Here is a 20,812-nt window from a genome sequence, read left to right as displayed (position 1 = left end):
ACAGGCTACAAGTATGTCCGGCCACCGAGAAACCGTTTCCGGTAGTAGTCCCTGGCCAGAGACTCGCGGCCGATCGCCTTGCCCTTTCCCGGAGCGTGGATGAAGACCCCCGACCCGACGTAGATCCCTACATGGGAAACGTTTCCGCTTCCGGACGTGGCGAAGAAGACAAGGTCCCCCTCCTGCAGATCATCCATCGACACGGTGGTCCCGTCTTCGAACTGCTCCCGGGAGGAACGGGGAAGATCCAGGCCGTTGAGCTGGTAGACCGTCATGGCGAGGCCGCTGCAGTCGAATCCCGTTTCCGCGGACGTTCCGCCCCAAAGGTAGGGAACGCCGATATAGCTCGCCGCCGTTTTGACCAGTTCCTTCCGCAGGTAAGCGTCTCCCAGGGCCTTCCTTTTGGAAACGGCGTAATCCTCCGGGGCGACGATGTAGAACTCTTCGATCACTTCCGAGCGCCGCAACGCTTCCGCGCGCTCACGGGCCGCCTCCCGGGTCTGGAAGTTCCCGAAGCGGACCTTGTACAGTCCCTCCCGGGCCTTGAAATAGGTAGCATCGAGACCCTGGCGCCGGAGACCTTCCGTGAGGCGAGCGGCGTTCTCCACGCGGGCGAACGCCCCGGCCTGGATGGTGTAATTCATCCGGGCCAGTTCTCGCCGCACGGGTTTCGCCTTCTCGGCAACAGGTCGCTCCCGCCAGACAACCCCCTTCCGGGCTCCGCATCCGGTCAGAATCCCGGGAAGGAAACACAAGGCCAACAGCACGGCGGCAAAGGGTTTCCAGGCAGGGACACAATGAAAGCGGCAAAGAGCCGTCATGTCGTAACCTCCGGCTGTCTTTTATCAGACTTGGTGCGATCTCTCAACGGGCGTTGTGACTGATTCCAATTCCCATCGGGGTCCAATGCGCTCCCGTTCATTTTCCCCTTATTTCTTCTTGCATTCCGGGCGCTGATATAATACTGATACCCCAATTTGTGGATCCCGATTCCAGAGGAGCAGCCCTTGCAGAGATTTCATTCTGACGAACCGCTCTTCATCAGGAGCCGTTGAGACCCGTGATCGAGACCCAGATCGATCATACCGGCGAAAAGCACCCGACGGAAAGCGACCACCGGGAAACCCCGTCCCTGTCTTCCTGGGTTTTCCGCAGCGACTTCCTGAAACGCAGGCGTTCGGCCGAGAAACTTTCCGCCAACCAGCTGATCAACATCATCAACCTGCACCACTTCAAAGGCACCCCCCTGCAGGTTCATCTCCGGGACGTCCGCTACGGAGAGGATTTTCTCGCCGAGGCGTTCCCGGAATGCTGCCAGGATCGGACCATCACCTGCAGGTGGAAGGGCGATCCTCCAAACGGGAGCGACCACCTCCGGCTTCTCAATCTCGTGATCCCCGACGGGCAGTCCGTCATCCTGGTCCCCATCCCGGAGATGGAGTCCATCAACGGCAATTTCACCATTCAAATCCCTGAAAAAGGGCTTGCCATCGGGAAACGCTGTGCCAGAAGGCACCCGGCCCCGGTGGAGATTGCCGCTGAGATCACCCAGAGCGGCTTCACCGCCCGAGGAAACCTCATCGATTTCAGCAATCAGGCGTTCCGCATCCAGGCACGGACGGACTATCCCGACTCATTTCACTGGTTTCAGCCGGACCGGCCCATTCTGACCCGCCTTTCAATCGACGGGAACGTCGTATATTCCAGTTCCTGCCGGTGCATCCGGCATACACCGGGGGTCCGCTCCCGGGAAATCGTCCTGACGGCCCTCCCGGAACCCCTCCCCCGCACCCGGAACAAACCGAAACGGAGTTTCCGCCACCGGATGAACCCCACGGCGTATATCACGTGCCGCCATCCCCTGTCGGGGGAGAGGATCCAGCGGGACATCCACGACCTTTCCCTCACGGGTTTTTCCGTCTTCGAGCGCCCCGACGACGGCGTTCTTCTCCAGGGTCTGGTGCTGCCCCAGGTGCAGATTCACTTTCCCGGCGGAGCCGTCATCGCTCCCCGGGCAAGAGTGGCATACCGCCAGGAAAAGGGATCCCGGGTCATCTGCGGGCTGGCTTTCCTGGACATGGACATCCAGGAATACAAGCAGTTGAGCCACATCCTGACGAACATGACGGATCCGCACCTTTTCGTCTCCCAGGAACCGGACCTGGACGCCCTGTGGAGTTTCCTGTTCCAGACAGGATTTCTCTATCCGAAGAAGTACCGGATGATCCAGGAGTATCGCGATCAGTTCAAGGAAACATACCGGAAACTGTACTGCAACCACCCGGAGATCGCAGAGCATTTCCTTTATCAGGAAGACGGCATCATCTACGGCCACCTTTCGATGGTGAAGGCCTACGAACGCTCGTGGATGGTGCATCACCTGGCGGCGCGACGCAAGGGATCGCTTCGGGTAGCCCTGGCCATGCTCAAGCTGATTGTGAATTACTTCGAGGGGATTCACCGGCTGCCCTCCGTCCGGATGGACCACCTCGTTTTTTACTTCCGGCCGGAAAACCGGTTCCCCAACCTCGTGGGGGACTTTGCCAAGGCCATCAAGGAACCCCGGGCCTGTTCCCAGGATCTTTTCGCTTTCATTGAATTCCCCACGAACGATGAGGAGGCGGGAAGCCTCCCACCCGGTTGGACCCTGGAAGAATTGACTCCCGCAAGGCAGAGGACCCTGGAAAGCTTCTACCGCCACTTCTCGGGGGGGCTCCTGATGGACGTGCTGAACGCCCGGCCGGGAGAGAAGGAACCCACCGTTGAAGAGTTCTACCGGAGGAACGGGATGGTCCGGCGGGTTTCGACACACGCCCTCCTGTACGACGGGCAGATGAAGGCCGCCCTCTGGAGGAACGAATCGGACCTGGGCCTGAACCTTTCAGAACTGCTCAACGGCTTCAAGGTGTTCATGCTGGACCCGGCCGGCACGCCCTGGAAAGCGATCCAGGCAGCCGTCGGGCAGTTGACCGCCGTGTACGGCATTCCCAAGGTCCCGGTCATGATCTACCCGGCCACCTACCCGGGTGAGCAGGGGATCAAGCAGGAAAAGCAGTACTCCATGTGGATCCTGGACGTCCAGTACGGTCGTGCCTTCATCAACTACATGGAGCGCAAGATACAGCGCAGCAAGCCGCTCCTGGCGCTGCTCCAGTGGGCCCAGAAAATGATCCAGAGATGAAAACGGACGCTCTTTACAACAGCCGGATCACCAAGAACTACGTCGAGTATCTCAAGACGCACCATCCCGCGGTGGATGTCCGCGCCCTGCTCGAATATGCGGGCATGACTCCGTATCAGGTCGAAGACGCCGGCCACTGGTTCACCCAGAACCAGGTGGATCGCTTCCACGAAGCCATCACCAAGGCCATTCCGAATCCCGACATCTCCCGGGAGGCCGGCCGCTTCTCGGCCCTCTCCGCCGCCGCCGGGGACGTTCAGCAGTATGCCCTGAGCTTTGTCAACCCCTCCATCGCCTACCGGATGCTCAGCCGGATCTTCACCCGGGCCTCCCGCTCCTGCATTGTCTCCACACGGAGCCTTGGCAGACAGCAGATCGAAATCATCGTCAAGATCAGGCCGGGGATCATCGAAAAACCCTACCAGTGTGACAATCGCCTCGGCACCCTCGAGGCCATCGGCAGGCTGTTCACGGACAAATTCGCCCGGATCGACCATGAAACCTGCATCCACAAAGGAGGAGACGTCTGCCGTTACGTCGTTTCCTGGGAGATTTCCGCCAGTCATCTCTGGAAACAGATCCGGAATGCATCCCTTCTCGTCGGAGCGGTCCTCGCGGGTGTTCTTTTCTTCTTCATGGACAAGACCGAATGGGTCGTGTTCACGCTGTCGGCCATCACCGTCGTCTCGCTCCTTTCGCTGGGCCTGGAACGGGTGGAAAAAACGGAGGTCGAGACAGCGCTCCGGAAAAAGGGCGAGCGGACCGGCGAACTGATGGACCGGATCAATACGAGCTACAACAATGCCCTCCTGGTGAACGAAATCGGGCAGGCGACCGCGAGCATCCTCAACACGAAGGATCTCCTCCGCTCTGTCATGGACTCCATGGAGCGGCTCCTGGATTTCGACCGCGGCATGGTGCTCCTGGCAAACCCGGAGGGCACGAAGCTCCAGTATGCCGACGGATACGGGTACAATTCCGACGAATCCTGGTTTCTCCAGAATACGTCCTTCCAGTTGGACAAGCCCCATTCCAGGGGCCCCTTCATCGTCTCCTTCCGGGAGCAGAAGCCGTTTCTCGTGGACGACATCGAACAGATCCGGCCCGAGCTGTCCGCCAAGAGCTATGAATATGCACGCTTCATGGGCGTCAAGGCATTCGCCTGCGTTCCCATCCTTTACGAAGGACACGCGGAGGGAATCCTGGCCGTGGACAACTACCGTTCCCAGCGCTCCATGAGCCAGAGCGACCTGAACCTGCTTCAGGGCATCGCCCCCCAGATCGGCGTCAGCATCAACCGGGTCCGGGATTACGAGAAAATCCGGGAAAGCGAGGAGCGATTCCGGAGCCTCGGTGAGAATGCCCCCGACATCATCTACACGCTGGACCCGGAAGGAACCTACACGTATGTCAATCCCGCCTGGGAGGCCCTGCTGGGACATGAGTCCGGGGAAGTCATCGGGAAATCCTTCACCGACTTCGTGAGGGAAGACGAGACCTCTTCCTATTCGCGGATCTTCAAGCGGATCCGGGAAAACGGGGAAACGGTGAAGAGCGAAATGGGGCGCATGATCGGCCGGGACGGAACGGAGCGGCTCTTCAGCATCAGTGCCTGTCCCAACGTGGATCCCTCGGGGCAGTTGACAGGAATCGTGGGGACGATGAAAGACATGACCGCCCTCGAAAAGAGCCACGCCATGCTGCAGGCGGCCTTGCAAAGCACCATCAAAGCCATCTCCGATATCGTCGAATCCCGGGACCCCTATACCGCGGGCCACCAGCGTCACGTCCGGGACCTGTCCGCGGCGATCGCGGAAGAGATGGGGCTGTCGGACGACCGCATCGAGGGTCTCCAGATGGCGGCCCTGATCCACGACATCGGCAAGATGCAGATCCCCGCCGAGATCCTGAGCAAACCTGGGCGGCTCAGCGCCATCGAGATGAGCCTCATCCAGACCCACCCGGACGTCGGCTTCCGGGTCCTCCGGAACATCGAATTTCATCACCCGGTGGCCCAGATCGTACACCAGCATCACGAACGGTACGACGGCTCCGGCTACCCGGGCAGCCTTTCCGGTAGGGAGATCCTGCTGGAGGCGCGAATCCTGGCCGTGGCCGACGTGGTGGAGGCGATGATGAACCACCGCCCCTATCGTCCGGCCTTGGGCATCGAGAAAGCCCTCGACGAAATCGTCACGAACCGGGGAAAGTACTACGACCCGGAAGTCGTGGACGCCTGCCTGCGCCTCTTCCGGGAGAAGTCCTTTACCCTCCGGTAGTCCCGGGATCCGCGGACGGTTTCCGCCCCTTGCAGAGGATCATGGGTGTATAGGTGAACCGGCGGGGATCATTGAAAAACGCATTGAAATCCGAAAAGAATCCCTGATAGCCGCCCGGGTAGTCATCGAAGGCGCCCTGGACCTGCACGGCGGCCACTTCCAGTTTTTTTGTCCAGTTGAAGAGGTCGGAGGACCGGACATCCCCGTAAATCAGGTGGTGGGCCTTCATACGGACCTCGACGTCCCTGTATTCCAGGTCGTAAAGATAGGAGTAGAGCTTGCGCCCGGCATAGGGATCGAAGTTCAGATCCCTTTGAAACAGCTTCATCCCCTTCTGCAGGGTCCTGTCCATGGATTCCGGGAGCGGATAGTGGCTCAGGCAGTTGTAATCCAGGTCCATGAGGCAGAGCCAGCCGTCCGGTTTCAGGCATGCAGTCAGGTTGCGCACGATATCGAGGCTTTCCCGCAGATTGTACTCCAGGACGAAACGAATCCAGATGAGGTCGAAGGGCTCCATCGGCGGCAGAGGTTGCCTCAGGTCGTGCAGCAGAAACTCCATCCCCGGCCGTTCGCCGTACTTCTCCCTTGCATCCCGGATCCGCGGCTCCATGTAGTCGATGCCCACCACCTCTCCTCCAGGCTGCAACAACTCCAGAAGGAGCGCGCTTGTGAGGCCCGGACCGCACCCGGCATCCATGACCCGCATTCCCGGTTTCACGCCGCACCAGCGAGCCTCTTCGCGAACAGCCTCCGGATCCGTCTTTACCTCCAGCCGGACCGACTCCTCCATATTATCCATCAGATAGAATCCGTTTTTCTCCATTTCTTCCTTTCCTTCTCCAGCCCCGAAACACGGGGGCCGATTGGTTCCTCTTTATCTCGGCAATCCCGCCTTACATTCCGCTGCAACGGGGTCAGGCGACGACAGGTTGACCTCCAGCAACCGTCCGCTTCTCGTCGCACGGTCACGGACGAAGCGGGAAGTCTCCCGGAAGATTGTGAAACGGTTACCGGCGCTGTCTCTATCACGTTTCGACACGCGGCAACACACAATATTGCAGATCCGGACGGAAACCGGTCCAGCTAAGAGCCCCGGGAAATCGGGACCGCCTCCGGATGCCCTGCATCCTCAAGGCTCCGATCCCGCCTCCGGTGGAACGGGTGCCTGCTATATCTCCGGCGCCCGCAGCAGTTCCCTGCGGATGGCCATCCCGAGCTGTTCCATGACATACGGCTTGCGAAGGTAAGCACCGGCACCCAGTGCCTGGGCTTCCCGCACACGCTCCGTCTGGGCATACCCGCTGACAATGATCGCTTTCTGGCGGGGATTCAGCCTGATGACCTTCCGCCAGGTTTCCAATCCGTCCCATCCCGGGTCCATGATCATGTCCAGCACCACAAGGTCCACTGGATTCGTTTTCAGGTATTCAACCGCTTCTTCGCCGCTGGCAACTGCATGAACCACGTAGTCAAGGCTTTCCAGCATTGAAACGGCAAGGCTGCGCTGCCCCTCGACATCGTCGACCACCAGGATCCGTTCCCCCCGGCCTTCGTACTCCGTCCGGGAAACGGCTTCCCTCTGCTCGGGAAGGGAATCGCGGCAGAGGGGGAAATACAGAATGAACGTGGTCCCCTTGCCGACCTCGCTCCTGATGTTGATATACCCGTCATGGTCCTTGACCGTGCCCCATACAACAGCCAGCCCCAGCCCGGTTCCGCTCCGGCCCATGACTTTCTTCGTATAGAAAGGCTCGAAAATATGGTCCAGGTCCTCCGGCGGAATCCCGACCCCTGAATCGGCTACCGTCAGGACCGCGTACTCGCCTTCCTTCGTACTCTCATATCCCGGAAGAGGTACATCGAGGTACACGTTTTCCGTCCGAACCGTTACCTTCCCCTCTCCGGAGATGGACTCGACGGCGTTCAGAAGCAGATTCATGAGGGTCTTGGTCAGGTGGATACTGGACCCCCGGATGTTCAGCAGTCCCTGGTCCAGCTGCATATCGAGCCGGACGCGCGGGTTGTAGGACCGGATCTTTTCCAGTTCGGCGGATCTCATGAAATCTGTGATGACAGGGTTGAGATTGAGCACCTCCGATACCGTCACCCCTCTCCGTGCCAGAGTCAGGAGATCCTGGATGATCGCCGCCGCCCGCTGTCCACCCTGAAGAATCTGCTCCGCATAGGTCTTCAGAGGGCTGCCCTCCGGGCTCTTCAGCAGGAGCAGCTCCGAGTATCCGACCAGGACTCCGATGACGTTGTTCAGATCATGGGCGACACCGCCTGCCAATGTGCCAAGCGCTTCCATCTTCTCGGAGCGCTGCAGGCGTTCCTGGAGTGCCTGCCGATCCTCTTCCGCCTGCACCTGGACGCTGATGTCGCGATGGCTGCTTACATAGTTGATGATGCGCCCCGTTCCGTCCCGGACCGGCGACAGGGTCGCTTCGACCGGAATAATGGTCCCGTCCTTCCGTTTGTTGAACGCCCTCCCCGTCCAGACCGCTCCCCGGGCCAGGGTCTCCTTGATGTTCCGGTAGAAGGTCCTGTCGTGCATACCGCTTTTTAGAAGCCGCGTGTGCCATCCGATGAGTTCCCCCGGTTCAAACCCGAGCATCCTGTTGAAGGCGGGATTCGTGTACAGAATGATCCAGTTCGGATCCGCCAGGTAGATCCCCTCCGCGGACTGCTCGATGGCCGTTGCCAGCCGCAGGAGGTCCTCTTCTGTCTGCTTGCGGTGCCGGAGCTCCTCCGTAAGGCGCCGGTTCACCTTCTCCAGGGCATCGGTCCGGATCTGCACCAGCCTCTCCAGGTTGTAGCGATGCTCCTCCAGTTCTTCATCCCGGACCTGGATCCTGGACAGCATCTCGTTCAGGTTCCCCGCGAGGAATCCGATCTCATCCTTTGAATCCGATTCCACACGCAGGCTGAAATCCTTCCGGGCCGCGACGAGCTTCATGACATCGGTGATCTGGAGGATCGGCCGGGCGATCAGCCTGCCTAGAAGGGTCGCCAGGCCGAAGCCGATGGCAACCGCGATGAGCATCGCGACCAAGCTCAGGATGATATAACCGATCAGGCGGTTGTAGAAAGGAACCAGGCTTGACCGGATCATGATCGACCCGATCGGTTCGCCGTCAACAACGACGGGCTCGACAATCTGGACAAATCCCCCGAACCAGTCGAAGACTTCATTCGGCACTCCCGACACATCAGGAGTGTCCTGTGACTTGTTCCTGCTGTACTGGACAAAAATCCTTCCCTGCCTGTCGTAGACGGCCACGGAAAGAATGTTCCGGTCGAGACCGAGGGCGGCGATGGCCTCCTCCGCATCCTTGCGGACATCGAATGCCAGCGCCGCCTTGACGCTGTATCCGGCCATGTCGGCTTGCGCCGTGAGCCGATCGAGGAAAGTTGTCCGGAACGTCACGATCTCGCGGACAAGAAGGAAGAGCGACATGATAGCTACGGCGACAACCATCGTGACAAGGCTGACGGCGATCAGTTTCTGCCGGATGGGCATCGATTGGAAGCGATCGAACGGCATGACGTTATCTTTCCGCGGGAATCCCCTGTTCCCGGATCACTCGCCCCAGTTTCAGCACCTGGGAACTTACGGTCAGCTTGGCGCGCCTGGCGGCTTCCAAGTTGATTTCAAAGCGAACCTTCCGATCCAGCAGGAAGAAGTTGACCATGACGCCCCTCTCCGCAAACCCGGTGGTATCGCCCACGACCAGCGTATGCATCGGCACGGCGGAACGGACAATCCTTTCCACCCGCTCCGACTCGGACCGCGCAATGAACAGGACGTCGCACTGCTTTAGTGCCTGGACGCTGCTTCCCCTGCGGATCACAACGATGCGCCGGCCGATCATCTTGTTCCTCAGCACCTCAATGGAGGCCCCAAAGGGGTCCTCCCCGAGAATCCCGATGACCAGATGGGGACGGGCCTGCACCTCGTCGGGCCAGTCGACGAACTTCAGAATGTTGTACAGGAAGGCCGCCTTGAGATCGTATTCGCGGACAGGCCCTTCCTCGGACAGGGTGGCGGACGGAGAGGAAAGGAATCCCAGGACGATCCATGCCGTCAGCATGAAGACGATGAGCCTGGGTGTACGATTTCCGGACATGTTTCTTTCCGATCAGAAGCGATACGTCAGTTTGACCCTGAATTCCCGTCCGTCCCGGGTGATCGTGTTCTGCACGTGTTCCTGGGATGCAGGATCTTCGTACCGCTTGTCGAACACGTTGTACACACTGACCGATCCCTCCAGGCCCCTGATCCATCCCTTGCCCAGTAGAGTGACGCTGGTCAGGAAATAAGGGGCCGCATCGGTTCCGGTGACCGTCCGGCGGCTGTCTGCATACTGCTCCTCCAGCGACAGGACGATCCTCTCGTTCAGAAAAGGGATCTGCAGGTTCATCTTGGCCAGGTGACGAGGGGATGAGACCGGAACGGTTCCATCCAGCCTGTTTTCAGACTCCTGGAATGTGTAGGCGATGCGTCCCCGAATTCCATTGCTCCATCGTTTTTCGAGTTCCAGGCCGGCTCCCACTGTTTCGACCTTGTCCACATTCCGGAAGACAAGCAGACCATCCGCCGGATCCGTCTGGAGCGCAATCAGGCTCCGGGTGGTATTGTGGAACAGCGAACCCGACAGCTTGATCTGTCCGGGGAAATACTGCTCCAGGACCAGCTCCCAGGACGTGATTGTCTCGGGCTGGAGGTCCGGGTTGGCCTTCGATGTCATGTTGCCGTCGCTGTAATAAAGCTCGTAGACGCTGGGTGCCCGGAAGGACTGGCCGTACAGGAGCTTGACATGAGTCGTCTCCCGGAGGGCGTAGATCAGCGCCAGCCGCGGATTGACCGTGTCGCCGAACGTGCCGTAGTGGTCATAACGGACGCCCAGATTAAGAAGCAGGCCCGGCAGTAACCTGATCTCGTCCTGAAGGTAGGCCGCCCACTGGTAGGTCGACCTCCGCTCGTTCAGGTAGTCGACTCGCGGGAATTCATCCCAGTTCATCTGGTCCTGCCGGAAATGATCCGTGTACTCCACGCCCGCCACGAGCCGATGGCGCTCGAAGAGCACACCAGTGACCTTCACTTCCCCGCCCCAGGACTGGCCGATCGCCTGGTCCCTGTTCAGACCGTACGGAAAGATGTAATCCCCGTCGTAACGATAATGGTCGTAATAAAGACGAGCCAGGAGGCCCAGCCCGTTGTCGAAGGTCCGGTCGAAACGCAGATCGGCATATCCCCGGTCATCGACGGATTTCGTCCCCGGCTGGTTGAAGACTGTCCCCCAGGACGCTGTCGGGATGTCCTTTTTCCTGCTTGAAAATGCGCCCTGGAGATTGAAAAATCCGTGCGACAGGTTCAGGAAAACGTTTCCATAGGCCTCGCCGTCTCCACCGTGCACGGTTCCGTAGGAAGTGTCCGGGCTGTTGAACTCCGGATAGAAAAGCTCCCTGCTGCCCTTGCTGCGAGATCGGGTCGCAGAGAGCAGGACTTCCGCATCTCTCTGGTCGAAACGCCCGCCCCAAGTCAACCGGCCCTTGAAGGTGTGCTGCGTCCCTGCCTCGCCGGACAGCTCTATGCCGTTCAACTGCCGTCCCTTCTTCGTCAGGACGTGAATGACGCCCAGAAAGGCATTGGTCCCGTAAAGGGAGGAACTGGCACCGCGAATCACCTCCACCCGGTCAATTAGATCCACATCCAGGGGAAAATCGTTTCCGATGGCCGCTTGTTCGTAAATGCCATCGTTGAGGCGATGCCCGTCGATCATCAGCAGAAAGCGGGTGTTGTAGTCCCCCGGACGCGAGAAGCCCCGGCTTCCGATATAGCTGTAGTTGCGATCATTGCTTACGTAGAAATCCCGGACACCGGAGAGAATATCCGCCAGGTTCCGGTAACCGAAGCGCTGGATGTCTTCCGCCGTGACGATGGTGACAGACGACGGCGCCCGGGTGACCTTCTGCATGAATCGGGACGCCCCGTACACCGTTTCGACCTCGATGCCCATCAGCTCGGTGAGGCTCCTGGCCGTCAAATCCTCGGCAGGCCCGTCAGGCTGCTGGCTTGCCCATGCCGGAACGACTGAGGCGAGCAGAAAAAGGAAACAAACACTGCAGATTATCTGTTTTATAAGGAAATATGATGAATAGCGACCACTTGCATGCGGCTTCATCATGTGTTTCATTCCTTTCGAGGGATGTTTTCATGCGTGTACCAGAACATCCCCATCCGTTCACAGCAAGAATGATACCGCCCCGAAGGTCGGGCATGTCCGTCCGGACGGCCCCGCTTTTTTGTGTCGGGCGAAGGCATTCCGCCTCGACATGTGGTACAGGAGACACGGCGCCGGGTCTGACGCACCTCATCGCCGGCCGTCGTTTTCGAGAAACCCGGCTCCATTCATGAAAGCAGGCTGCCAGGCCTATGTACGAAAGGCTTTTCCAATCGTGGGAGAAGACATGTATCCACCGGGATCCGGAGTGAAAAAGATCCTTGCCGGCCTTGCCCTCTTCCTGCTCGTCCTGGCCGTTTTCTGGCCCGTACAGCATTATGATTTCATCAATTATGACGACAGCCTCTACGTGCAGGACAACCCCCGCCTCGAAGAAGGGCTGACCGCGAAATCCATCCAGTGGATGCTGACGGCCACGGACGGGGGATCATGGCATCCGGTGACGTGGCTTTCCCTGTTCCTGGATTACCGCCTGTACGGCCCCGCACCCGGCGGTTACCACCGGACGAACATGCTGATCCATGCCATCTCGACGGTTCTTCTTTTCCTGGTGCTGTCGTCCATGACGGGTTCCCTTTGGAAAAGCGCCCTGGTGGCCGCCCTGTTCGGGATTCACCCCCTCCATGTCGAGTCCGTCGCCTGGATCGCCGAGCGAAAGGACGTCCTGTGCGGGCTGTTCTGGATGCTGACGATGGGATCCTACCTCTGGTACGCACGAAAACCGGAAACCGTCCGCTATCTTGCCGTCTGCTGCTTCTTTCTCCTGGGCCTGGCATCCAAAGCGATGATCGTGACGCTTCCCTTTCTCCTGCTTCTGATCGATTTCCACCCGCTCCGGCGGGTGGCAGGCAGCGGCCCGCCCCCCGAACCGCCGTCCCGATGGAAACAGTCAACCCTCTCCGCTCTGATCCTGGAAAAAGCGCCCCTGATTCTGCTCGCCGCCGCGGCAGGCGCGGCAGCGGTCTGGAGCCAGGAGAAGTCGGGCGCCCTCGTGCCGATCGACACGTACGGATTCGACTCCAGGCTGGCCAATGCGGTCGTTTCGTACGGAACCTATCTTGTCAAAACCCTCTGGCCGAAGGACCTGTCCGTCTTCTACCCGCTTCCGGCCGCCTGGCCCGTCGGCGACATCCTGGCAAGCGGTTTTGTGCTCGTCGGCATCAGCCTCGGTGCCCTGTTCGGATGGCGCCGCTATCCATACCTGGCCATGGGCTGGCTCTGGTATCTCGGCACCCTGATTCCCGTTATCGGGCTGGTGCATATCGGTTCCCAGGCCATGGCGGACCGCTACACCTACCTCCCCCTGATCGGCGTCTTCGTCATCCTCGTCTGGGGAGGCGCAGACCTTGCGGCGGCTTTTCGTCTCCGGCGGCCGCTCCTGCTGATCCTGTCTGCGGCACTGGTCCTTGTTCCATCGGCCCTCTCCGCCCGCCAGGTGCAGGTATGGAGAAACGACTGGACCCTGTTTTCACAGGCCGTGCGGGCCGTCCCGAACAACTATCTCGCCTACAACAACCTTGGCACAACTTTGAGGAAGCAGGGAAATTTCGACGCATCCATCGCCGCCATCCGGAAGGCCCTTTTCATCAGGCCGCACTACGCGGAGGGCTATAACAACCTCGGGAACACGCTGATGGCAACAGGAGCCCATGCAGAGGCTGCGGTGCAGTACCGAAGAGCCCTGGAATTCAAGCCGGAAATGGCCCAGGCCCACAGCAATCTCGCCAACAGCCTCATTGCTCTCGGGAAAACGGAAGAGGCGCTGGAGCATTACCGAACCGCCCTCAAGATCGATCCCTCCTTCGCAGAGGCCCATTACAATCTGGGAATCGCTCTCGTGAAACAGGGACGGATTGACGACGGGGTCCTGCACCTGGAGAGGTCCGTGTCCCTGCGGCCGAACAGTGCCGATGCATGGAACAACCTGGGGGTCGCCCAGGCACTGAAAGGAAAAGGGAAGGAAGCGGCGGCTTCAATCAGGCGGGCCCTTCTCCTGAATCCGGATCATCTCGAGGCGAAGAAGAACCTGTCGGCCCTCGGGGTCGAAACGGAGCACGCTCCGTAAGGAAGGCAAAAAAAACGGGAAAGGCGCCGTCTCCTGCGCCTTTCCCGTGAATGCCGTTCCTGAATCCGGATGCCTATTCGGCTTTCTTCTTTCTCAATGCCCTGGCGGCCGCCAGCTTTTCCGGGAGTCCCCGGTCGATGGCCATCTGGCGCCTTGCGGCGGCATACTTCGGGGCCACCAGGTCCACATCCTTGGGAATCTTGAACATTCTCTTGTACTGGCCGGGTTTCAACCCGTGTTCCGTCGACAGATGCTTTTTCAGGGTTTTCATGCCCCTCTTGCCGCAGATCATGCATCCTACTTCATCCGGCTGAAATGCTTCCTCAAACGACAACACCGGCCCTTGGGGGGCTGGAGCTTTCGCCGGTTCCGCAGGCTTTTCCTGCTTCGCCGGCTTCTCCGCTGCAACTTTGGTTCTCGGTCGTCCCCTCTTTCCTTTTCCCACGACGGCTGTTTTCGGCTCGGCCACGCCGGCCGGACCACCTTTTTCCAGCGCCTCCAGAGTGGAATAGACTTCCTTTATGGTTTCCAGAAGCTCATCCTTTGTCAAAGCTGCGCTGGATGCATGGGAAATTACAATTTCCGCTGTTAACTCGACGAGTGGGTTCGCCATTTTGACTGAATCCTCCTTCTTTGGAATAACGTTTTATTCCATTTTGCATGCTTTATCCTGGCTGTCAATCTTCCTTTTTGCTTTATTTCTTATAAAAGAATGTACGTCTCTTTTGTTGAATCATCCATTCATTTGGATGTCATATATCCATTATTGCATTTTAGTGGTTACAGGGGAAATTCAAATACCGGTCAGACTCTGTTCCCTTTGTTTGCGACGCCACATCCACTCAAAGTATTCATAATGATCAGGACAGACCAAGGATGTTTTCAGTCGACATAGAAAGAATTGGACAAGATGCCATTTCCCTGGCAGGGTTCGAGTGTCATGAATATTTAGTATTCGTTCATCGATACTATATAAGCTATGCTTGACATGTACATTTCAATCCAGTGAGATCATCAAAAGAGGAACCGCAACGCCTTTTGCACTCGTCAAGTTGCGATTTAAGAAAAGACCATGCCAAGCGGGATATCCGCCATCCTTCTTCCCGTTCCGGAACGTTACCGGGAAAAAAAGCACACATGAAACCCTGTCGACCCGCACAAAATCCGGTATACTTCGCTGCATGGCTTGCCCTGCTTCTTTGCCTCCTGTTCTCTTCGTGTTCGGCCGTCCCGGGGAAGATGCACCACCCGTATTCCCAGCCGGCGGAATGCCTGCCCGCATTTCCCGACGGGGACGGATGGTACGGCGGGGACGGCGCGTATTCCATCCGTCTGGACGACCGGCGTATTCTGTGGCTCTTCGGGGATTCCTTTGTTTCAGAGCAGGAAGGAAGGCAGGATCGCACGGGTATGAACGTGGTCCTGGGAACCACACTGGCTGTTTCAACATGCAAAGACGACTCCGGATTTCAAATCCGTTATCACCTGAAAAAGAAAAACGGGGAGTTTGTATCTTCCTTCGGGGAAAAGGAGTGGCTGTGGCCGCAGGCCCCCTTCATGGCCCATGGCACCCTTTACGTGCCGCTTCTATCCGTAAAGGCCGACCCGGAACTTCCGGGACCTTTCCAATTCAGGATTGTAGGACACAAACTCGCCCGGATCGGAGACTTCCGGGAGACCGACCCGAACCGGTGGGCCGTGGAGTATCTGGATCTGACACCCGGAATCCCGGAGGAAATCCGAGCATTTGCGACTACGGCGGTGGCCTTCCGGGATCACGTCTATTTCTACCCCCTCTATGGTGCAACGGTGGACGGACGGAGCATCCTGGGCAACATCCTGGCCCGCATCCCAGTCGAAAGGATTGACGATCCGGCCCGGTCCATCGAATACCTGAACGCGGATGGAGGGTGGACAAAAGAACTCAAGCCCGCGAAGGTCAGGATCGTCCTCGACGCCGCCGTCTCGGAGCTGAGCTTACGCTACCATCCGGGAATCGGGAAATGGATCTGCATTTACCTGTCGCTCCAGAACAACGGCGACCGGATGCTGTACCGGACGGCAGACGCCCTGGAGGGTCCCTGGTCCGTGCCGAGGATCCTCCTCGCTCCCGTCCCCGAGGTCGACCGGGACAGTCCCCGTTTCGACAGAAACAATTTCTGCTACGCCGGCAAGGAACATCCGGAATACGCCCGTAACGGAACCCTCGTCGTTACGTATGTGTGCAATTCGCATGAAGATTTCGAAAAAAAGACGAGTTTTATCCGCAGGAATCTGTTTCTCTATCGGCCCGTTGTGAACAGGGTCCGAATCTCCGATACAGGTGAGGGAAACAAGAAGCCGTTCGCTGCCCGCTAAGACGCATGACGGATCGACGGCAGGGTACCGCACCTATTGATAACGTTCATCACCACTTGTATCGGATTCCCGCCGTCCCGCCATGCTCCGTGCTGTCTCCCGACCAAATGGCATCATAGGACAGGGCAAGACGGAAGTGTTCGTCGATCTCCCAGCTCAGCCCGAAACCGATGGCCGCGCTGTCCCGCCGCCCCCTGTCACCCCTGACGCTGAAGGTGGAAACGGGATCACCCGCAAAAGAAGCATCGATCGTATAATCGCCGTTCACAAACTCGCGGCGCCATCGGACCCGGATCTCCGGGGTGATGGAGCTGCTTTCCATCCTGAATTCCTTCTTCAGCCCAATCCCCAGGGAACCGGTCAGCGACGACATCCGGTCGCCGTCCACGGCGAGATCGAGCGCTCCGGCGTCGGTCTCCGTGAAGGCATTGCGCCAGAGCGATCCCGCCTGCAAAGAGACCATCGGGATGACACTGACCCCACCGATCTGGTAGCGGTAACCCGCCTCGCCATAGCTGCCCAGGCTGTGACCGCCATAGCCGGCATGGGCAGTCCTGGCAATGGCTCCGAAGACGATGTTGCGGGCGGTGTCATAGCGGTTGTAACCATAGGCGACCAGGCCCTGAACATACCAGGGATCCATGTCGTATGCAGCATAAAGTGCCCACTGATAGCCCGCCACCCGGATGTTGTCCTTCAGATCCTTCATGTTCACCGTCGTACGGGAATAGCCGATGGATGCACCCAGCAGCAACGTTTTGCTCACCGTCCTGTCGAAGCCGACGATCAGCCCCCCGCCGCGATAGTCATACTTTGTCGGGATGTCATCTCCCCTGCGTTCCCCCAGGTTGCCGTATCCCTTTGCCCAGAGTCCCCAGGGCGATCCATCTCCGTCGTTCTCCTTTGTGTTTTCGCTCCTGGCACTCTTCCAGGCGGCCAAGAGGATGTTTCCCGCATCGCTTCCCGCGTCCTCCCGGAATGCCAGGAGCACGTTTCCCGAACCGGCAAGCGGCGATCCTCCCTTGCCGAAGCCATCCATGCGTCCGGAGAGGACGCCGGCATACCGGTTGAAGGAGAAGAAGGTCGCCTCCGTGAGGGATGCGTGTGAAAGGCCGCCCATCTGGTTGTAGGCGCGTCTTGCGCCCACAGCGGAAAGCCCCAGGAGGCTGTTGTACACCGTGGCCATATCGCCGGCGGCGGATGGAGTGCCGCGATCGAGGGCCGATGCAACAGCGAACTGATTGCGGGTGAGGGCCACATCGGCGAAGCGGGTGGAGTTCCTGGTCAAGAGCAGGTAGACGTTTGCGGCGTCATAGCTCAGCGACGGGGTTAGAAAGGCCAGGTTGCTCGTGACGCTGTCAAACGTACCCAAAACGGTCCCGGCGGTTAGGATCGTGTAGGTCGTATTCATGAAATACTGCCCTGAGCCGGCAAGCACGGATACCGTCCCGCCGTTCAGGGTGGCCGTCCCGGTAACGACGAGCCTGTCCGACCGGCCGGCCGCATCGACTTCCACGGCATAGACGGCGTCCATGTTGTGGGTGTAGTCGCCGGCGATGGTCAGCGTTCCGATGGAGTTCCCCGGGGCGAGGGTGCCTGAGATCACGGTGTTGCCGGTGATCGTGCCGTTGCCCATGAGGGTTCCCGATACGCCGACGGCGAGATCGCCCGTGATGCTGCCTTCCACGGCGAGGGCGCCGCGATTCACAGAGGTTCCCCCCGTATAGGTGTTGACGCCGGCAAGGACGAGGGTGCCGTCGCCGTCCTTGGTGAGGGAGCCCGTTCCGCTCATGCTCCCGGCGTACATGCCCGTCGATTCCTGGTCGAAGATAACCTGGCTGTTGTTGGTGATATCGCCCTGAAGGCTTGCCGCATCGCCCTGCAGAATGCCCCCGTTGACGGCAGTGCCGCCGGTGTAGGTGTTCGTACCGGTGAGAACGAGCCTGCCGCCGTCTTCCTTGGTGAGGGAGCCCGTACCCGAAATGTCCCCGTTGATGGTCAGGTCGTTGCCGTTCGTGTCGATGGTGCCGCCGCCTCCGCTGAGCGTAACGGACCGGTTCATCGTAAAGCCGCTTGTCACATCGAGGGTGCCGCCGCCGAAGGTGAGCGCCCCCGATTCATCGCCCAAGTTTTCGTCTCTGCTCACGCTGACGGTACCGCCGTTGATGCTTGTGCCGCCGGTGTAGGTGTTCGTGCCGGTGAGAATGAGCCTGCCGCCGTCTTCTTTGGCGAGGGAGCCCGCGCCGGAGATATCCCCTGTTATGGTTACATCATGGCCGTCCGTGTCGAGGGTGCCGCCGCCGCTGCCAAGCGTGACGGACCGGCCCGTCGCAAAACTGCCGGTCGCCTTGAGGGTGCCGCCGTCGAAGGCAAGTGCACCCGAAGCGTCGCCCAGACTTTCGTCTTTGCTCACACCGACGGTCCCTTCGTTGATGTTCGTGCCGCCGGTGTAGGTGTTCGTACCGGACAGGGTCAGTTCGCCCGGGCCTGTTTTCGTGAGGGTGCCCGTACCGGATAGAACGCCGTCCACCGTGCCGGCCTGCATGTCAAAGCTGGATGTGGCGGAGACCGTTGCATCGGACGAAAGCGTCCCGCCGGTCATCTGATAGGTTGTGACATTCATGGTTCCGTTCTGCACCGTTCCGCCGGACTGCCTGAGTTCCGCCTGCGTCTGGGTGGTCGTTCCCAGATCGAGGGTGCCTCCCGTCACCGTTGTACTCCCCGTCGCATCGCCCAGGGTGCCGGCCCCCGAGAGGGCGAGCGTTCCCGTGCTCACGGTCGTGCCCCCGGTGTAGGTGTTGGCTCTGGTGAGCGTGAGGGTGCCGTCGCCGCTTTTATGAAGGGAGCCCGTGCCGGAGGCGACCCCGGACAGGGTCAGGCTGTTGCCGTTCGTATCAAACGTGCCGCCGCCGCTGTCCAGCGCAACGGACCGGTTCGTCGTAAAACTGTTTGTCACCTTGAGGGTGCCGCCGCCGAAGGTAAGCCCTCCTGAAGCGTCGCCGAGATTGCCGTCGCTGCCCACACGGATCGTCCCGCCAAGGATGTTCGTACCCCCGGTATACGTGTTGGCACCGGATAGGATGAGGGTGCCCGTTCCCGTCTTGGTGAGGGATTCCGTACCGGAGAGAATCGCGGTGACATGAAGCGTTCCGTCCACAGCGGCCGCGGTCAGCCCGACGGGTCCCGTGCCCCCGATGGTGCCCGTGAAGCCGCCGGCAACGGCTGCGGTTCCAATGCTCACACCGCCGCTGCCGTTGTTGTTGAAGACGCCGCCGTCAAGGTTGAGCGTGGTAAAAGAGATGCCGCCACTCCCCGTATGGTTCAGGGTGCCGCTCACATTGCCCGTTGTGACGGAGGTCGCGCTTGAACCGGTGACGACGCCCGTTTTGCCCGTATTCACGACCAGGGTCGTGATGGACATGGATGTGCCGGAATGGTCAATGGTGCCCCCGTCGTTGACGATGGTTCCCGAGCCGCCAAAGACGCCGAGGTTGGTCAACGTCCCGGAATTGTTTATCGTACCTTGGTTGGTCAGCGTCCCGGTTGCATCGTTGGTCAGCGTGGCACCGGAGCCGTTGTTCAGCGTCCCGTGCAGCTTGTTCGTCAAATCGCCCGAGTTGACCAGCCCGCCGGAGTTGGTCACCGTGCTGTTGTTGACGAACTCGCCGGAGTTGTTCAGTGTACTGCCCGTACTGTTGATCAGCGTACCGCCTGATTCATTGAACAGCCTGCCTCCCGACCGGTTGTGCAGCGTGGCGCCGGTATCGTTGCGCAGCGTGCCGTAGTTGCGCAGCAGGGCATCCGGCTCATTGCGAAACGTGCCGTAGTTGTCCAGTGTGCTGTAGACGTTAATGATCCCTTGATTTGTATAAGGATCATCGTCCGCGTAACTGTCGTCATAAATGTTCATCATAATATCGGAGTAATTTGTGTCCGGGACGAGCTTCGTAGCGGCATGCGCCGTCATGACCGTCCCGGCCAGCATGAGGAGAACGGCGCAAAGGATTTGCACCCCCGGCCGGCTCCCCGGTCTCGGGAATAAGACGTTTCGGCCCACGCGCTTCCGAAGATGAAGAACATCCATAATTCTACCCCCGGTTTATCGAACGGTCACAAAACGAGCTTTTCAGCATACCGATAGACAGAATCTTTCGTCGCGGCAGACACTGCAGGGTTGCCTTGTCTTCGCGATCGTTCTTCTTCGTTTTGAAAACTCAAATGAGAACTCGGCCGGACCCGTCGCTGGAAACGGAAACATCACTGGTAGCTGTCGGCCATGGTTGTACATCGGGCAGAGACCACGCGGTGAAACGATCACCGCCAGGGGAAAGCGGTGTGCCGGCGGCCTGCGGGCGAAGGAAGCCTATGAAAAAAGGACGAGGATGTCAATGCAGGGTGAAACAATTTCGGGAACGAATCGAGTGAAGCCGCTGACATTCACGATCCGGCGGTGATTCCAGGACTGGGGGAACCGGCCGGAAGGATGAGCCGCATTTTTCGATGATCGGGAAGGCCGAAAGAGGGACACCCGGCAGCAGGATGGCAGCACGGACAAATCAAAGGGGGTTAAGCGTCTCGCCTAACCCCCTGATTTGATTGGTAGCGGGGGGTGGATTCGAACCACCGACCTTTGGGTTATGAGCCCAACGAGCTACCGGACTGCTCCACCCCGCGTCGTGTCGTT

At 59.4% G+C, this 20,812-nt stretch carries 11 protein-coding genes and 1 tRNA gene; 4 read left to right on the top strand and 8 right to left on the bottom strand.

Features of this window, described 5'->3' with window-relative positions; all coding sequences use genetic code 11:
- Positions 1-5 precede the first annotated feature (5 nt).
- A complete protein-coding gene (locus tag PLO63_04010; GenBank protein ID HOI73292.1) occupies positions 6-821 on the bottom strand; it encodes an NlpC/P60 family protein in 816 nt (271 codons plus the stop codon).
- Positions 822-1,060: 239 nt separating this feature from the next.
- Between PLO63_04010 and PLO63_04005 the strand changes: the two genes are divergently transcribed.
- Together PLO63_04005 and PLO63_04000 are read left to right on the top strand one after the other, a co-directional pair.
- Positions 1,061-3,181 (top strand): PilZ domain-containing protein, encoded by a 2,121-nt coding sequence (locus PLO63_04005; protein HOI73291.1) that lies wholly within the window; start codon positions 1,061-1,063, stop codon positions 3,179-3,181.
- A complete protein-coding gene (locus tag PLO63_04000; protein HOI73290.1) occupies positions 3,178-5,460 on the top strand; it encodes a PAS domain S-box protein in 2,283 nt (760 codons plus the stop codon). Before PLO63_04005 ends, PLO63_04000 begins: the two co-directional genes overlap by 4 nt.
- Here PLO63_04000 and PLO63_03995 read toward each other — a convergent pair.
- The 4 genes from PLO63_03995 to PLO63_03980 form a co-directional block, all read right to left on the bottom strand.
- Positions 5,447-6,283, bottom strand: coding sequence for a methyltransferase domain-containing protein (locus PLO63_03995; GenBank protein ID HOI73289.1), 837 nt, complete (start codon positions 6,281-6,283; stop codon positions 5,447-5,449). The two genes, PLO63_04000 and PLO63_03995, sit on opposite strands and share 14 nt — an antisense overlap.
- Before the next feature lie 345 nt (positions 6,284-6,628).
- Positions 6,629-9,004, bottom strand: a complete 2,376-nt coding sequence (locus PLO63_03990) for an ATP-binding protein (GenBank protein HOI73288.1) — start codon at positions 9,002-9,004, stop codon at positions 6,629-6,631.
- 4 nt (positions 9,005-9,008) lie between these two features.
- Positions 9,009-9,587, bottom strand: a complete 579-nt coding sequence (locus PLO63_03985) for a YfiR family protein (GenBank protein ID HOI73287.1) — start codon at positions 9,585-9,587, stop codon at positions 9,009-9,011.
- Positions 9,588-9,599: 12 nt separating this feature from the next.
- Positions 9,600-11,507, bottom strand: coding sequence for a TonB-dependent receptor (locus PLO63_03980; protein HOI73286.1), 1,908 nt, complete (start codon positions 11,505-11,507; stop codon positions 9,600-9,602).
- A gap of 424 nt (positions 11,508-11,931) precedes the next feature.
- On the opposite strand from PLO63_03980, the gene PLO63_03975 reads away from it, so the two are divergent.
- The gene (locus PLO63_03975) at positions 11,932-13,770 is read left to right on the top strand and encodes a tetratricopeptide repeat protein (protein HOI73285.1); all 1,839 of its coding nucleotides are present in this window, start codon (positions 11,932-11,934) and stop codon (positions 13,768-13,770) included.
- Between the two features lie 73 nt (positions 13,771-13,843).
- On the opposite strand, the gene PLO63_03970 is transcribed toward PLO63_03975, so the two are convergent.
- Entirely contained in the window at positions 13,844-14,383 is a 540-nt protein-coding gene (locus PLO63_03970; protein HOI73284.1) for a MucR family transcriptional regulator, read from the bottom strand.
- Between the two features lie 626 nt (positions 14,384-15,009).
- Between PLO63_03970 and PLO63_03965 the strand changes: the two genes are divergently transcribed.
- Positions 15,010-16,128 (top strand): DUF4185 domain-containing protein, encoded by a 1,119-nt coding sequence (locus PLO63_03965; protein HOI73283.1) that lies wholly within the window; start codon positions 15,010-15,012, stop codon positions 16,126-16,128.
- Positions 16,129-16,177: 49 nt separating this feature from the next.
- Here PLO63_03965 and PLO63_03960 read toward each other — a convergent pair whose 3' ends face one another.
- Positions 16,178-20,140: an autotransporter domain-containing protein gene (locus PLO63_03960; protein HOI73282.1), complete on the bottom strand. Its 3,963-nt coding sequence runs from the start codon at positions 20,138-20,140 to the stop codon at positions 16,178-16,180.
- Positions 20,141-20,725: 585 nt separating this feature from the next.
- Positions 20,726-20,802, bottom strand: a tRNA-Met gene (locus PLO63_03955).
- Positions 20,803-20,812 lie beyond the last annotated feature (10 nt).

It is taken from the genome of Syntrophales bacterium (genome assembly GCA_035363115.1).
Taxonomy (GTDB): domain Bacteria; phylum Desulfobacterota; class Syntrophia; order Syntrophales; family PHBD01; genus PHBD01.
This window is presented reverse-complemented; position numbering and strand designations above follow the sequence as displayed.

Coding starts and splice junctions, on each gene's coding strand:
- PLO63_04000 (HOI73290.1), top strand. CDS start 3,178: ATGAAAACGGACGCTCTTTACAACAGCCGGATCACCAAGAACTACGTC.
- PLO63_04010 (HOI73292.1), bottom strand. CDS start 821: ATGACGGCTCTTTGCCGCTTTCATTGTGTCCCTGCCTGGAAACCCTTT.
- PLO63_03975 (HOI73285.1), top strand. CDS start 11,932: ATGTATCCACCGGGATCCGGAGTGAAAAAGATCCTTGCCGGCCTTGCC.
- PLO63_03965 (HOI73283.1), top strand. CDS start 15,010: ATGCACCACCCGTATTCCCAGCCGGCGGAATGCCTGCCCGCATTTCCC.
- PLO63_03970 (HOI73284.1), bottom strand. CDS start 14,383: ATGGCGAACCCACTCGTCGAGTTAACAGCGGAAATTGTAATTTCCCAT.
- PLO63_03985 (HOI73287.1), bottom strand. CDS start 9,587: ATGTCCGGAAATCGTACACCCAGGCTCATCGTCTTCATGCTGACGGCA.
- PLO63_03995 (HOI73289.1), bottom strand. CDS start 6,283: ATGGAGAAAAACGGATTCTATCTGATGGATAATATGGAGGAGTCGGTC.
- PLO63_03990 (HOI73288.1), bottom strand. CDS start 9,004: ATGCCGTTCGATCGCTTCCAATCGATGCCCATCCGGCAGAAACTGATC.